Annotated in this window: 13 protein-coding genes; 6 read left to right on the top strand and 7 right to left on the bottom strand. The window is 73.4% G+C overall.

Annotation, left to right across the window (positions count from 1 at the left end; translation table 11 throughout):
* Positions 1–59: 59 nt before the first annotated feature.
* Entirely contained in the window at positions 60–515 is a 456-nt protein-coding gene (locus ACIG87_RS18190) for a gamma-glutamylcyclotransferase (protein ID WP_396851688.1), read from the top strand.
* 72 nt (positions 516–587) lie between these two features.
* Here ACIG87_RS18190 and ACIG87_RS18195 read toward each other — a convergent pair whose 3' ends face one another.
* From ACIG87_RS18195 to ACIG87_RS18210, 4 genes are read right to left on the bottom strand one after another with little or no spacing between them, the layout of a single operon-like run.
* A complete protein-coding gene (locus tag ACIG87_RS18195) occupies positions 588–1,346 on the bottom strand; it encodes a GNAT family N-acetyltransferase (protein WP_396851689.1) in 759 nt (252 codons plus the stop codon).
* Between the two features lie 59 nt (positions 1,347–1,405).
* Positions 1,406–2,155 (bottom strand): hypothetical protein, encoded by a 750-nt coding sequence (locus tag ACIG87_RS18200; protein WP_396851830.1) that lies wholly within the window; start codon positions 2,153–2,155, stop codon positions 1,406–1,408.
* A gap of 31 nt (positions 2,156–2,186) precedes the next feature.
* Positions 2,187–3,152 (bottom strand): hypothetical protein, encoded by a 966-nt coding sequence (locus tag ACIG87_RS18205; RefSeq protein ID WP_396851691.1) that lies wholly within the window; start codon positions 3,150–3,152, stop codon positions 2,187–2,189.
* Positions 3,153–3,155: 3 nt separating this feature from the next.
* Positions 3,156–3,785, bottom strand: a complete 630-nt coding sequence (locus ACIG87_RS18210) for an MBL fold metallo-hydrolase (protein ID WP_396851693.1) — start codon at positions 3,783–3,785, stop codon at positions 3,156–3,158.
* 119 nt (positions 3,786–3,904) lie between these two features.
* On the opposite strand from ACIG87_RS18210, the gene ACIG87_RS18215 reads away from it, so the two are divergent.
* Positions 3,905–4,996, top strand: a complete 1,092-nt coding sequence (locus ACIG87_RS18215; RefSeq protein ID WP_396851695.1) for a DUF4349 domain-containing protein — start codon at positions 3,905–3,907, stop codon at positions 4,994–4,996.
* On the opposite strand, the gene ACIG87_RS18220 is transcribed toward ACIG87_RS18215, so the two are convergent.
* Both ACIG87_RS18220 and ACIG87_RS18225 read right to left on the bottom strand, forming a co-directional pair.
* Positions 4,953–6,215, bottom strand: coding sequence for an amidohydrolase (locus ACIG87_RS18220; RefSeq protein ID WP_396851696.1), 1,263 nt, complete (start codon positions 6,213–6,215; stop codon positions 4,953–4,955). The two genes, ACIG87_RS18215 and ACIG87_RS18220, sit on opposite strands and share 44 nt — an antisense overlap.
* 697 nt (positions 6,216–6,912) lie before the next feature.
* Positions 6,913–8,496, bottom strand: coding sequence for a methylmalonyl-CoA mutase (locus ACIG87_RS18225; protein ID WP_396851698.1), 1,584 nt, complete (start codon positions 8,494–8,496; stop codon positions 6,913–6,915).
* Between the two features lie 229 nt (positions 8,497–8,725).
* On the opposite strand from ACIG87_RS18225, the gene ACIG87_RS18230 reads away from it, so the two are divergent.
* From ACIG87_RS18230 to ACIG87_RS18245, 4 genes are all read left to right on the top strand, one after another.
* Entirely contained in the window at positions 8,726–10,891 is a 2,166-nt protein-coding gene (locus tag ACIG87_RS18230) for a protein kinase (protein WP_396851699.1), read from the top strand.
* A gap of 47 nt (positions 10,892–10,938) precedes the next feature.
* Positions 10,939–12,633, top strand: coding sequence for a phospho-sugar mutase (locus tag ACIG87_RS18235; RefSeq protein ID WP_396851700.1), 1,695 nt, complete (start codon positions 10,939–10,941; stop codon positions 12,631–12,633).
* Positions 12,634–13,311: 678 nt separating this feature from the next.
* Entirely contained in the window at positions 13,312–14,172 is an 861-nt protein-coding gene (locus ACIG87_RS18240; RefSeq protein ID WP_396851702.1) for a helix-turn-helix domain-containing protein, read from the top strand.
* Positions 14,165–14,368, top strand: coding sequence for a DUF397 domain-containing protein (locus ACIG87_RS18245; RefSeq protein ID WP_396851703.1), 204 nt, complete (start codon positions 14,165–14,167; stop codon positions 14,366–14,368). The genes ACIG87_RS18240 and ACIG87_RS18245 overlap by 8 nt, the downstream gene beginning before the upstream one ends.
* Positions 14,369–14,487: 119 nt before the next feature.
* Here ACIG87_RS18245 and ACIG87_RS18250 read toward each other — a convergent pair whose 3' ends face one another.
* Positions 14,488–15,165, bottom strand: coding sequence for a GPP34 family phosphoprotein (locus ACIG87_RS18250; protein ID WP_396851704.1), 678 nt, complete (start codon positions 15,163–15,165; stop codon positions 14,488–14,490).
* Positions 15,166–15,169: the final 4 nt, after the last annotated feature.

The following is a 15,169-nucleotide window of genomic DNA, read 5'->3' on the forward strand; positions in this document are numbered from 1 at the left end:
CCGTCCGACACGCACCGTCGTATTCTCCCCCACCCGTCCGCCGGGCTATCGTCATCGCCGTGCGTCACTACGCGGCCTACGGCTCAAACCTGGACCCCGCCCGGATGCGCGCCTACTGTCCGCATTCGCCGATGGTGGGCGTCGGCTGGCTGGAGGGGTGGCGGCTGACCTTCGCCGGCGAGGAGGTGATCGGCTGGGAGGGCTCCGTCAGCACCGTCGTCGAATCCCCGGGTGACCGGGTCTTCGTGGCGCTGTACGACATCCACCCGTACGACGCCGCCCAGCTCGACGAGATCGAGGGCGTCACCGCCGGCACGTACCGCAAGCTCACCGTGCGGGTCTCGACGCTGGACGGGGACGTGACCGCCTGGGTGTACGTCTTCGACGGCTACGAGGGCGGCCTGCCGACCGCCTGGTACGTGTCGGAGATCGCGAACGCCGCCGAGAAGGCGGGCGCACCCGACGACTACGTCTCCGAGCTGCGGTCCCGCCCCACCGGCACCGCCTCGGCGTAACGCGTATCGCACCCGTCCAGTGTGCAACCGGGGCGGGTGTGGCCCGACAGCGGCCCCGTCGGGCGTCGCGCGTCACACACCGGCGGCCGGCACGCTCCGCTCGTACAGGTCGGTCCAGCGCGCCTCGCGCAGCCCCACCGACCGGTAGAGGGTGACCGGGGTGGTCGGGTTGGCCAGGTCGACGCCGAGCCCGGCGTGGCCCCGCCCCTTGGCCGCGTAGACCGCGAAGGCCCGCCGCAGCAGCGCGGCCCCCACCCCGCGCCGCCGGTACGCGGGCAGCACCGACAGCGTGCGTACCCAGCCCATGTCCTGATCCACCGCCTGGTCGGACGAGTTCAGCGCGCCGGCCGGTTCGCCGTCGGCCTCGGCGAGGAACCACTCGTCCCAGACCCGGCCCGCGTCGGACAGCCGGTCCCGCCAGGCGTCGAAGCCGACCGGCTCGTAGTCTGCGGTGTCCCGGAAGGCGGTGTCGTAGATCCGGTGGAACAGCCGCAGGTCGGCGTCGTCCCCGGCGCGCAGCGCACGGACGGTCACCCCGGGCGGGGGCGGCGGCTCGGCCGGCAGCTCGGCCAGCGGGCGGCTCATCCGCAGGTACCGCTTGGCCCGGGTGAAACCGGCGCTCGTCAGCTCGCCCGCCCAGCGGGTCTCCGGGGCGCAGACGGCGGCGCGGGCGGTCAGCGCGGGCAGCCCGCGTTCCACGGCCCGTACGTCGTCGGCGTCGAAGTCGGGATGGCCGATGGCGAACGTGTCGGCGGCGTGCACCACGGCGAGCAGCGCGGGGACGTCGTCCAGGGTGGGGCGGCGGGCGGTCCAGCCGGCGGGGAGCATCACGTGGCAGATCCTGACAGCCCGGCCATGTCGTACGCCGCCGATATTCCGGGCCCACCGGCCTACCCGGCGGCCGTGGTCCGCAGTCGCGCCCGGACGTCGGTGAGCAGCTCGATCAGCTCCCGGCCCTCCGCCGGTCGGAGCGCCCGGAAGCCGGCCGAGGTCAACCGGTCGGTCACCGCCTCGGCCCACAGCCGACGCCGGACCAGCGGCCCGACCGGCGGGTACGGCGGAGACCAGCCGCACGCCGCCGCCCCGGCCTCGCCCTCCGGCCCGGCCAGCACCGCTTCCAGCGGTGTCATCCCGGCGGCCCGCACGGCCAACAGGTACGCCCCGGTGAAGTGCTCCCGGAGCAGCAGCAGCGCCACGGCGGCGCGGGCGCCGTCGGCGTGCTCGGGCCGAGGCATGGCCCGCCAGGCGGCGAAGAGCGGCATGCCGGTCGCGTCGGCCGCGGCCACCACCCGTTCCAACAGGGCGGTCAACCGGGGCGTGCCGGGCAGGTCGTCCAGGTGCTCGGCACCCCACCGGCGGCACTCGGCCAGGTTGGCGGTGGCCACCTCCAACGGCGGGACCACCCGGACGGCGGCCTCCCAGCCGTCGGCGACGGCCTCGGGGGCGAGAAAGCCGAGCGCCGCCGCGACCGTCTCGGCGCGGACGTCGCCCAACGCGCCGGCCCGCCCGGTGACATAGAACGCCCAGCCGGGAATGCCCAGCGTCCTGGCCCGTCCCAGGGTTTCCGGGCAGCGGCTGAACAGCTCCCCCAGCTCCAGCACGGCGGGTTTGCTGCCGGCGGCGACCTGTTCCGGCGTCATCCCGACCGCCCGTTGCACGCATTCATCGTGCTCAGTCTGCCTCCCCGTCGCCAGTCGTGGCATCCGCCTCCTCGGCGTCCACCGCCTCGACCGCGCCCTCGACCTCCCCGGTGCGGCGGCGGGCGGCGGTGAGGGTCCGCTCGGCTGCCCGGCGGGCGAGTTTGGCCCGGCCCAGCTCCTGCTCGGCGACGGCCCGGCGACGCTCCAGTTCGGCCAGTTCGACCTCGATCCGGTCGAGGGCGTCGAGGCCGGTCCGCTCGGCGGTGGACGCGCCGTCCAGCTCCCGTTCCGCCTGCCGCTGGGCGGCCCGCGCCGCCGCCAGCTCCCGCTCCAGGGCACGGCGGCGGGTGGCCCGTTCGGCCTGGGCGGCCCGCGCCGCCACCCGCTCGTCGCGGGCCCGCCGCGCACCGCCCCGGTCGACCTCCCGCTCGGGTACGCGGGCAGCCTCCACCCCGCGGCCCGTGCCCGCCTCCGCCCCGCCGCTGGTGACCAGCCGCAACTGCGGGCGGGGCACCTCACCGAACCCGGAGTGGTGCACCGCCTTCAGCAGTCGCCCGGTCCGGACCTGCGCGGCCACCTCGGTGTCGGCGAGCGCCGCGTGCAGGGTGGCCTCGACCTCGGCCAGCGGCAGCCGGGCGGCGGGCGGCGCCCCGGGAAGGTCGGCGGCGATCCGGCGTACCTCGGTGACCAGCGCGGCGACCACCGCCCGCCGCTGGGCGGACAGCTCCCGCAGCCGGGCCCCCATGAGGTCACGCTGGGCGGTGCGCAGCGCCTCGGCGAGCGGGCCGAGCTCGGCGACCAGCTCGGGACGGTCCAAGGCGAGCAGGTTCACCAGCCAGGCCGCCACGGTGGGCCGCTTCCACCGGGCGACCCGTCGGGCGGTGGCGGCGTCCCCGGCCCGACGGGCCTCGGCGACGACGGCGTCCCGGGCGGCGACGAACCGGTCGGGCGGGGTGCGGTAGAGCTGCCGGGCCAGCTCGGACTCGTCGGCGGCCACGGCTCAGGCGTCGATCCGGCTGCCCGGCTCCAGCCGCTGGTAGTCGGTGCGGGACAGCGCCGTGTACTGCCGGTCGAGCACGCCGTACCCGTTGGCGTTGAGCAGCGCGTCGTGCAGGGCGTACGCCCGGCGGGGGGCGACCGCCCGGATGAAGTCCACCACTTCGGAGAACTTCGACCAGGGGGCGTGTATCGGGGCGAAGAGCGTCTCCACCTCGACGTCCTCGGGGACGAACAGCGCGTCGCCGGGGTGGTAGACCGTCCCGTCGAGCAGGTAGCCGACGTTCTCCACCACCGGGATGTCGGGGTGGATGACGGCGTGCCGACCGCCGACGGCGCGTACCGGGATGCCGGCGGCGGTGAACGTGTCACCCGGGGCGACCGGGGTCAGCGCCTGCGCCGCGTCACCGAGCACTGCGGTGAGCGCGGCGGGTCCGTACACCGGGATCGGTTCCCGGTCCAGCCGGCGGGTGAGCGCGGGCACGTCGAGGTGGTCGGGGTGTTCGTGGGTGACCAGCACCGCGTCCGCCCCGTCCAGGGCCGCCGGCTCGCTGAACACGCCCGGGTCGACGACCAGCACCGCCCCGTCGCGTTCGATCCGGAGACAGGAGTGCGAGTACTTGGTGAGCCGCATCGTGACTCCTCGAATATCGAATCGTGATGTCCTCAGCGCAGTCTGCCGGAACCGGGGCGGCAGTGCGCCGCGTCTGAGCTATCGCCCCGCGACCGGGGCGGTGACGGAGGGGGACGGGGATGACACTGAGGACAGCAGGCGGCAGGGCGCGGGCCCTGACCGCGATCGGGTTGGCGGCGCTGTTGCTCGCCGGCTGCGGGGCGGCGGACCGCTCCAGCGACTCGTCCGACTCCCGGGCGGCAGCCCCGGCCGAGAAGGCGCCGGCGGGTGGGGCGTCGGGCGGCGCGGCGCCGGACCGAGAGGCGGCACCGGGACAGGCCGGTGCGGGCGCCCCGGACCTGCGGGTCGACCAGCGGGCGATCATCTACACCGGAACGATGCGGGTGCAGGTGGACGACGTGGAGGGTGCGGCCCGTCGGGCGGTGGACGCGGTCACTGCCGCCGGTGGGTTCGTCGGCGGGGACCAGCGACGCAGCGTCGACGCGTCCGCCCAGGCCCAACTGGAACTGCGGGTGCCGGCGGCGAAGTTCACGTCGCTCGTCGAGGAGCTGGCCACCTACGGACGGCAGCAGCGCCGCGAGATCCGTACCCAGGACGTCACCGAGGAGACCGTCGACCTGGACGCCCGGATCACCACCCAGCGGGCCCGGGTGGAGAGCGCCCGCAAGCTGCTGGCCCGCGCCAGCTCGGTGTCCGAGCTGGTCACGCTGGAGAGCGAGGTGGCCCGCCGGGAGGCGGACCTGGCCTCGCTGGAGGCGAAGAAGCGCCGGCTGGCCGACCTGACCGCGCTCTCCACGATCACGGTGACCTTCGTCGGCCGGGACGCCTCGACGGCCGACGACGAGGAGGAGGACCGGACCGGGTTCATGGTGGGCCTGCGGGGCGGCTGGACCGTCTTCCTCGCCTCGATGGGCGTGCTGCTCACCGTGCTCGGGGCGTTGCTGCCCTGGCTGCTGGTCTTCGGCGTACCCGTGGTGGTGCTCGTGGTGGTGCTGCGCCGTCGGCGTCGGCGGCCCACGCCACCGGCCGGACCGGTCGGCGGGGGGCGGCCCACGCCACCGGCCGGACCGGTCGGCGGGGGGCGGCCCACGCCACCGGCCGGACCGGTCGGCGGGGGGCGGCCCACGCCACCGGTGGGACCGGTCGGCGGGGGCCACCCGCAGGCTCCTAGCGGACCGCCGCCAGTGCCCGCAACGCGGTCTGCACCATGAGCCGCACCCCGACCGGGATGGCCCGCTCGTCGACGTCGAAGGACGCCCGGTGCAGGTCCACGGTGGGGCCGCCGTCCCGGCCGACGCCGAGCCGGGCCAGCGCGCCGGGGACGTGCTCGAGGTACCAGGAGAAGTCCTCGCCGCCCATGCTCTGCGGCGTCTCCGCGATCCCCTCGGGGCCGAGCGCGGCGGCGGTGGCGGCGGTGAGGATGCCGATGGCACGGGCGTCGTTGCTGACCGGCGGACGACCCCGCAGGTACTCCAGGTCGACGGTGGCGCCGGTGGGCGCGATGACGTCCCGGACGACCTGAGCGACGATCTGGGGAGCCCGCTCCCAGGTGTCGCGGTCCATCACCCGCAGGGTGCCGGCGGCGCACGCCTCGGAGGGGATGACGTTGTAACGGGTGCCGGCCGAGGCGTGGCCGAACACCAGCAGCAGCCCGCTGTTGGCCGGCACCCGGCGGTTGACCAAGGCCGGGACCTCGGTGACCAGTCTGCCGAGCGCGTCGACCAGGTCGACGGTCAGGTGCGGGCGGGCGGTGTGCCCACCCGGCCCGGTGAGTTTCACTGTGACGTTGTCGGCCGCCGCGGTGATCGGGCCGACCCGCAGCCCCACCTTCCCCACCGGCTGGTTGGGGTCGCAGTGCAACGCGAAGATCTGGACCACGTCCTCCAGACCACCGGCCTCGATGACCTCCAGCGAACCGCAGGGCAGGATCTCCTCCGCCGGCTGGAAGATCAGCCGCACCCGGCCGTCGAGCTGGCCGGCATCCGCGAGCTGGGCCAGCAGCATGCCGACGCCGAGCAGCACCGTCGTGTGCACGTCGTGGCCGCAGGCGTGGCATACACCCTCCACCGTGGACCGGTAGGCGACGTCCTTCACGTCGGTCAACGGCAGCGCGTCGATGTCGGCGCGGAGCGCGACGACCGGGCCGTCGGGCCGCCCGTCGATGTCACAGATCACCCCGTTGCCCTTGGGCAGCAGTCGGGGGTGCAGCCCGGCGAGGGTGAGCTCCCGGGCGATCAGCGCCGCTGTCTCGAACTCCTCCCCGGAGAGTTCCGGGTGGGAGTGGAGGTGGCGGCGGGTGGCGATCAGGCCGGGCACCCGCAGCGCGAGCAGGTGGTCCAGATCGTGGGGCAGGGGCTGGGAACCGGACGGCGCCTCCGGCCAGGACGACGCCAGCTGGCTGCCGTTCGGCAGCGTCAACGCACTCGTCACGTCGAATTCTCGATCACTAGGAATGGATGGATCATCGGGGAGGACAGCAGACAGCCTAGACCTCCGATGGTGACGCTGCGCAACCTCGTTACGGTAGTGATCAGACCGCACAGCGTCACGTAAGCCCTGGTGGGAGGGCTCGAATATCTGCGGGACAGCAGGTAGATCGCGGTCGGACGCCGTCATCTGCCCCCCACCTCCTACAACGCGTAACCGATTGGGCGGTCGCGAAATCGGCGTCGATCCGGGGCCGCCGTACCCGAATTGTCGCATTGGTCGCCCCGACCGGCCGCCGCTCCGACAATTAGCCGACGACCCTGGGTGGCCGCCGGACGCCCGACGGTCACATGACGGCCCCGGATGCGACCGGACATGCTGTCCGTCCCGTTCACCCGTTCGGGTCTACCCCGGAACCCGGGGGCGCACGCCCGGTCCGGAGATGCCATCGCCCACCCGGGCGGCTCGACGAGCGTCGCACCGGGAACTGTCACCGACAGTAGCCCCGCACCCGTCGCCTGGCGACCCCTAACGGCCCCGGTGCCACGACGACGGCGACCCCTGCCGGCCCGTAGGCCCGTCGGCAGGAGTCGCCGTAGAGTCACCGCCGACGCTCCTCCGCCGTAGGCGGGAGAGCCCGCCCGCCGGGCGGGAGGGACTTCCGCCATGGGCGACGGGTCCGCCCGCCGGGCGGGAGCGGTCAGAAGCGGTCGCTCGGTCGGTACGTTCCCCAGACCTGGCGCAGTGTGCCGCAGACCTCGCCCACGGTGGCCCGGGCGCGCAGCGCCTCCTTCATCGGGTAGAGCACGTTCTCGTCGCCCTCGGCGGCGGCCCGCAGCTCGGCGAGGGCCCGACCGACCGCCTCGCCGTCCCGCTCGGCGCGGAGCCGGGCCAGCCGCTCCGCCTGGGCCGCCTCGATCGTCGGGTCCACCCGCAGCGGCTCGTACGGCTCCTCGGTGTCGATCTGGAACCGGTTCAGCCCGACCACCACCCGCTCGCCCGCGTCGATCTGCTGGGCGAACCGGTAGGCCGACTGCTCGATCTCCCGCTTCTGGAACCCGGCCTCGATCGCGTCCACCGCCGAACCGTGGTCGAAGACCCGGTCCATCAGGTCGTTCACCGCCGCCTCGATCTCGGCGGTCATCGCCTCCACCACGTACGACCCGGCGAACGGGTCGACGGTGGCGGTCAGATCCGTCTCGTACGCCAGCACCTGCTGGGTGCGCAGCGCCAGCCGGGCGGCCTTCTCGGTGGGCAGCGCGATCGCCTCGTCGAAGCTGTTGGTGTGCAGCGACTGGGTGCCGCCGAGCACCGCGCCGAGCCCCTGGATCGCCACCCGGACCAGGTTCACCTCGGGCTGCTGGGCGGTGAGCTGCACCCCCGCCGTCTGGGTGTGGAACCGCAGCATCATCGACTTCGGGTCCTTCGCGCCGAAGTCGTCGCGCATCAGCCGGGCCCAGATCCGCCGGGCGGCGCGGAACTTCGCCACCTCCTCCAGCAGGGTCGTGCGGGCGACGAAGAAGAACGACAGGCGCGGGGCGAAGTCGTCCACCGCCAGCCCGGCCGCCAGCGCGGCCCGGACGTACTCCACCCCGTTGGCCAGGGTGAACGCGATCTCCTGCGCGGGCGTCGCACCGGCCTCCGCCATGTGGTAGCCGGAGATGGAGATGGTGTTCCACCTCGGCACCTCCTTGCGGCAGTACGCGAAGGTGTCGGCCACCAGCCGCAGCGACGGCTTCGGCGGAAAGATGTACGTCCCCCGGGCGATGTACTCCTTGAGGATGTCGTTCTGGATGGTGCCGTTGAGCGCCGAGCCCGGCATCCCGTTCTCCTCGGCGACGAGCTGGTAGAGCAGCAGCAGCACCGAGCCGGGGGCGTTGATGGTCATCGAGGTCGAGACCTTGTCCAGCGGGATGCCGTCGAAGAGCAGCCGCATGTCCTCGATGGAGTCGATCGCCACGCCGACCTTGCCCACCTCGCCGCTCGCGATGGCGTCGTCGGAGTCGTAGCCCATCTGGGTGGGCAGGTCGAAGGCGACCGAGAGCCCCATGGTGCCGGCCCGCAGCAGCTGGTGGTAGCGCGCGTTGGACTCGGTGGCGGTGCCGAAGCCGGCGTACTGCCGCATCGTCCACGGGCGCGAGGTGTACATCGTCGGGTAGACCCCCCGGGTGTACGGGTACTCACCCGGCCCACCGACGCGGGAGTCCAGCTCCGGGGGGAGGTCAGCAGCCGTGTAGACACCCTTGATGGGGAACCCCGACTCGCTCGCCCGCGCTTCGCTCATCCACGGATGGTAGGACGCGAGACGGCATCGGTGGGGTGAGGGATGACGCACATCTCGGTTCGGCATCAGTCGACGGCAGGTGAACGGCCAGGTACACACCGTTCAACGTCGCGATGAGTACCGTCGGGTAGGACAAAGGTCCGCCGCGTCGGGTTTCGCATCGGGCGTCGGAACCAGCAAGATAGAGGGGTTGTGTCCCAGCCCCCTCGACTTTCCCGGTGGCTTTTCTGTGACTCAGATCCCGACGTGGAGCGGCGGACCAGTGAGTCCCCCCAACGGACGCGCAGCACCCGGCACCACCATCGGTGGGCGGTACTCGCTGCGCTCCTCGGTGGGCAACGGCGGCATGGGCACGGTCTGGCGCGCGACAGACACCCTGCTGCGGCGTGACGTGGCGGTCAAGGAGGTCGTCCTGCCGCCGGGGCTGGCCCCCAGCGACCGGGACGCGATGTACGAACGCACCCTGCGCGAGGCCCGCGCCGCCGCCGCGATCCAGCACCCGGCCGTGGTCCAGGTGTACGACGTGGTCACCGAGGGTGGCCGGCCGTGGATCGTGATGGAGCTGCTGGACGCCCGCAGCCTCGCCGACATGGTGATCGAGGACGGCCCGGTGGCCGGCCGCGCGGTCGCCAAGATCGGCATCGCGCTGCTCGGCGCGCTGGAGGTGGCGCACGCCAACGGGGTGCTGCACCGCGACGTCAAGCCGGCGAACGTGCTGATCTGCACCGACGGTCGCTGCGTGCTGACCGACTTCGGGGTGGCGAGGATGCCCACCGACGTCCAGCTCACCACCCCCGGGATGGTGCTCGGCTCGCCGCACTTCATCTCCCCCGAGCGCGCCATGGGGCAGGATTTCGGCCCGCCCAGCGACCTGTTCTCGCTGGGCGTGACGCTCTACACGGCGGTGGAGGGTCGTCCCCCGTTCGACAAGGGCGACCCGATCGAGACCATGCACGCGGTGGTCGAGGACCCGCCGGCCACCCCGCAGCGCAGCGGCCCGCTGACCCGGGTGCTGATGGGCCTGCTGGAGAAGGACCCGGCCCGCCGGCTGGACGTGCACACCGCGCGGGCGATGCTGCGCGAGCTGCTCGCCGGCCCGTTGACCAGCACGGCGACGGCGGTCAACTCGATCACCGACCCGTACTCGGTGGTGCCGGTGCAGCGCCCGTCGACGCCGCCGGCCCTGGCCGCGCCGGCCGAGCCGAAGCCCAGCGGGCAGATCGGCGGCCCGGCGATGCTGGCCGCCGGTGAGTCGCTGACCGACCGGCTGGCCAAGCTGCGCCGGGGCGAACGGCCGAAGCCGGTGGTGGCCCCCGCCGCCGCCCTCGACGACACCAGCGCCGACGCGCTCGCCGGCCCGCTGCACACCCCGACCGGCGCGATGCCGGCCCCGGCCGGGCCCACCGCCGGCGCGCTGCCGGCCCGCCAGACCGGCGGGACGTACGGCAAGGCACCGGAGGCCACCCAGCGGATCACCCCGGGCAGCGCCCCGGAGGCCACCCAGCGCATCGGCGGCACGGCCGACGCCACCCAGCAGATCGGCGGACACCCGGACGCCACCCAACGGATCGGCGCGGGCACGGAGGCCGCCCGGCCCGGCTACGGCGGGGCCGAGTCGACCCAGGCCATCTACGGCGGCGCGGCCGAACCGACCCAGGCGGTCTACGGCGGGGGGCAGTGGTCCGTTCCCGGCACCGGCCAGTCGTGGACCTCGCCGCCCCCACCGCAGGGCGGCGACGGCGGCGGATCGCTCGGCCGGGTGAAGGGCGTCGGTGGTCAGCTCGTCGGCACGGTGAAGGGCTGGCCGCGCAAGGTCCAGCTCGCGGCGGCCGGCGGTCTGGCGGTGGTGCTGCTGATCGGCGCGGTCGCGCTGTTCGGTGGCGGCGACCCGGAGCCGACCCCTCCCCCGCAGGCCGGCCCGAGCACTCCGGCCGCCGGTGGTGGTGAGTTGCCGGCGATGCAGGAGCACAGTGCCCGGGGCATCCGGGTGAACGTGCCGAAGGGCTGGCAGAAGGCGTCCGGCGGGGTCTACATCGACTACGTCGACCCGCAGGACAAGGGGCGCAAGGTGCGCATCCTCACCGAGAAGTTCGGCGGCTCCTCGACGCGCTGGGCAGAGGTGGCGGAGAACGGCCTGCGCAACCGGACGAGTTCCTGCGCCAAGCCCTACGAGCAACTGGCGATGGGCGAGAAGGACCTGGCCGGCAAGTCGGCCGCCGAGTTCGAGTACACCTGTGGGCAGGGCGACGAGAAGCGGCACGGGGTGTGGCGCGGGGTGGTGCACGAGGGGAAGGTCTACTCGTTCTACCTCACCGCCAACGACGCGAAGTTCACCGAGAGCAAGCCGATCTTCGACGAGATGGTGAAGTCGTTCCAGCTCATCGGGGCCAGCTGACCGGGTCGATCGGACGTGGTGATCCGCCGCCGTGCTATCAAGAGGCAATGGCGGCGGAAACCACTGACCTCGACCAGATTCGCGACCAGGCTCGACGCTGGCTCGACGACGACCCCGACCCGGCGAGCCGGGACGAGCTGCGGGCCGTGCTCGACCGGCTGCCGGCCAGCGCGCCGGAGCTGGCCGACCGGTTCGCCGGCCCGCTGACCTTCGGCACGGCCGGACTGCGCGGCCCGCTGCGCGCCGGACCGAACGGGATGAACCTCGCCGTGGTCACCCGGGCGGCGGCCGGGCTGGTCGGCTGGCTCGCCGCCGAGGGCGGCGAGGGTCCACTGGTGATCGGGTACGACGCCCGGCACGGTTCCCGCGCGTTCGCCGAGCGCACCGCCCAGGTGGCCACCGGTGCGGGCCGGCCGGCGCTGCTGCTGCCCCAACCGCTGCCCACCCCCGTGCTGGCGTACGCGGTGCGGCAGTTGGGCGGGGTGGCCGGGGTGATGGTGACGGCCAGCCACAACCCGCCGCAGGACAACGGCTACAAGGTCTACCTGGGTGCGCAGCTCGGTGGGGCGCTCGGCGCGGGTGCGCAGATCGTGCCGCCGGCCGACGCCGCTATCGAGGCGGCCATCCGGGCGGTCGGCCCGCTGGCACAGGTGCCGCTGGGCCCGGCCGGCCAGGTGCTCGGCGACGACCTGGTCGCCGCGTACGTGCAGCGGGCCGTCGCGGTGATCGCCCCGGACGGACCGCGCGACCTGCGGGTGGCGTACACCCCGTTGCACGGGGTGGGCGCGGCGGTGCTGACCGCGGCCTTCGCCCGAGCCGGTTTCCCGGTCCCCGGGGTGGTGCCCGACCAGGCGGAACCGGACCCGGCCTTCCCCACCGTCAGCTTCCCCAACCCGGAGGAGCCCGGCGCGGTGGACCGGCTGGTCGCCCTCGCCGAGGCCACCGACGCCGACCTGGCGATCGCCAACGACCCGGACGCCGACCGCTGCGCGGTCGTGGTGCGCGAGCAGACGGTGCCGGCGTGGAACGCAGCGGGTGGGTCGGGCTGGCGGATGCTGCGCGGGGACGAGGTGGGGGTGCTCCTGGCCGACCACCTGATGCGGCGCGGCGTCGTCGGCCTGTACGCGACCACGATCGTGTCGTCGTCCCTGCTCCGGGCGATGTGCGCGGCCCGGGGCTGGCCGTACGACGAGACGTTGACCGGGTTCAAGTGGATCGTCCGGGCCGGGGGTGGGACGCAGCCGCTGGTGTACGGCTACGAGGAGGCGCTGGGCTACTGCGTGGCCCCCGAGCACGTACGGGACAAGGACGGCATCACCGCCGCGCTGACCGTCGCCGAACTGGCCGCCGGCCTGAAGGCGCAGGGGCGCACCCTCACCGACCGGCTGGACGAGCTGGCCGCCGAGTTCGGCGTGCACCACACCGACCAACTCTCGGTACGGGTGGACGACCTGCGGGTGATCGCCGACGCGATGGCCCGGATCCGGGCGGCCACCCCGACCACGCTGCTCGGTGCGCCGGTCACCGAGGCGCAGGACCTGCTGCCCGCCGCCGACGTGGTGATCCTGCGGACCGCCACCGCCCGGGTGGTGATCCGCCCCTCGGGCACCGAGCCGAAGCTCAAGGCGTACCTGGAGGTGGTGGAGCCGGTCGCGGAGGGGGACGTGCCGGCGGCCCGGACGCGGGCGGCGACGGCGCTCACCATGCTGCGCGCCGAGATCGCCACCGCCCTCGGCATCTGACGCCGCCCCGCCGCGTCTCCAGCCGCACGCCCCGCCGCATGTCCAGCCGCACGCCCCGCCGCGTGCTTCGCCACGTCTCCAACCGCAAGTCCAGCGCATGATCAACTCAATGTCGCCTATATAGCGGTAACCGAGCGGAGTGGATACCACTGAATCGGCGACATTGTGCGGCCTCACCCACCGAATCGGCCGACCGCGATATGCGCTCTCGGCCGGGATGCGGCGCACCCTGCCGCACGATCAACTCAATGTCGCCCATATAGCGGTATCCGAGCCTTGGGATACCGCTATATGGGCGACATTGAGTTGATCGTGCCCCCGAATTCCGCGCATGACCCGAGGAGGGGTTGTCGACTGGGGTGATGGGGGCTCGATTCGGCCCGGTACGCTGGCCCGGGAACCAGCAGCACGATCCCACCTCGGGCTCGGCGGGCAGCCAGCGGGGGCCGGCGAGACGATCGCGCTCGGGATCGGCAACCCGATCACCTGGGACCAACGCCGATATCACCCCGCGTCATCTCTTGCACACCAACCGCTTGCGCGATTAGCATCAGCGCGTCGCTCTCGCCATTTTCCTGACGTCACCGGTATGCGTTCTATCTGATGTTGCATCGGCGGCGGCCCGTCGTTTTCAGGACGGAAAGGTGTTGCACGGTGCGTGAAACACACAGTTCGACGGTGCCACGACGGCAACTCGGCAGGCTGCGCACCCAGCTCCGGGAGGACGCCCACGTCAGCATCGACGCGGCGGCCGGGGAGCTGGACTGCTCACGGCAGAAGCTCTGGCGCATCGAGCGGGGCCTGACCTCGGCCAAGACGCCGGACGTCCGGGTGCTCTGCGAGCTGTATCGAGCCACCCCCGACCAGGCGAGCGTGCTGCTCGGGCTCGCCGAGGTCAGCCGGGCCGAGGGGTGGTGGCACGCCCACGGCAGCGCCGTGCCGTCCTGGTTCTCCCTCTACGTCGGCCTGGAGAACGTCGCCAGCGTCATTCGCTACTACAACGCCGAGCTGGTGCCGGGGCTGTTGCAGACCCCCGGCTACGCCACCGCGCTCTTCCAACACAACCGGCCCGAGCTGGGCGAAGAGGAGCGAAGGAAGATCGTCAGCCTCCGAATCCAGCGGCAGGGGCTGCTGGCCCGGCGGCTGCCGCCGGCCCCCGAGCTGACGGTGATCCTCAGCGAGGCGGTGCTGCGCCGTCCGGTGCCGGGTCGGTCGGTGATGGCCGACCAGCTCCGGCACCTGCTGACCGTCGGCGAACGGCACAACATCACCGTACGGGTGCTGCCGTTGGCCGCCGGGCCGCCGCTGGCCGCCGAGGCCGGTACGTTCGTGCTGCTCGACTTCCCACCCTCGTCACTCGGCAGCCCCACCGAGCCGCCCACCGTCTACGTCGAGGGGCTTACCGGCGCGCTCTACCTCGACCAGCCGGCCGAGATCGCCGCGTACGAACGGGTCTGGAAGGGGCTGGATTCACTTGCCCTCGGCGCGCGACAATCGACGGAGCTGATCGACGCGATCCGGGGAGAGTGCCATGAGTGACCTGACCGGCGCCCACTGGCGCACCAGCACCCGCAGCGGCACCAACGGCGGCGAGTGCGTCGAGGTGGCCGACAACCTCCCCGACATCATCGGCATCCGGGACAGCAAAGACCCGGCCGGCCCCACCCTGACCGTCCCACCCACCGCCTGGTCCGCCTTCGTCACCGACATCAAGGCCCGGCGGATCACCCACTGACCGGCTCGTCCGCGAGCCCGACCCCGATCGTCACCGACGTCGAAGCCCATCGGCTGACCGGCTCGTCCGGCAGTCGACAGCGCGACCCCGACGAGCCGGCAGCATCCCCCGGCGGCCCCTCAGACGCGCTTGCCGAGGGCGGCGTCGACCGCCTGGCCGAGGGCGGTGACGACCAGGGCCACCGAGGGGCGGACCACCGATTCCTCCAGGCTGATGGTGCCGGAGAAGCCGGCCCCACCGGCGATCTCCTCCAGCCGGTGGCGGGCGTCCTGGGCGGCGGTGCCGCTGAGGCCGAGCGCCGGCTCCATCCGCAGCACGGCCACCAGCGTGGCCAGCGCCGCGGTCCGCTCGTCGGGAAGCTGCCCGCCGGCCAGTGCCTCGGCCAGTCGCCGCCGGGTGTCCTGCTCCACTGTGGGGTCCGTGGTCGGGTAGCGGTGCACCACGATGAAGTCCAGCTCGGTCTCCTCCACGTCGCGTACCACCCCCCGGTCGACCAGGTCGCCGAGGATCCGGTCGCGCAGGCCGTGCCGCAGCCGCTGCACCCAGGAGGACGGGCTGTGCGGGGTGTCGGCGGCCATCCGGCCCAACACCCCGTCCAGGATCGGCTCGCCGACCGGCGTGGGGTCGGTCACCGCCAGGTTCCCGTCGACGTACGCGATCCTGCCGGCAAGGGCCAGCTCGACCAGGACGGCGGCGGCCATCCCCAGGTCGAGGCCGATCCGGGGCATGGTCGCCTTGCCGGATTCATCGTCATACGCGAGGAGCAACAACTCCTCGGCCAGCGCAACACCAGTCATGGCC

Source organism: Micromonospora sp. NPDC051925, from assembly GCF_044548625.1.
Lineage (GTDB): Bacteria > Actinomycetota > Actinomycetes > Mycobacteriales > Micromonosporaceae > Micromonospora.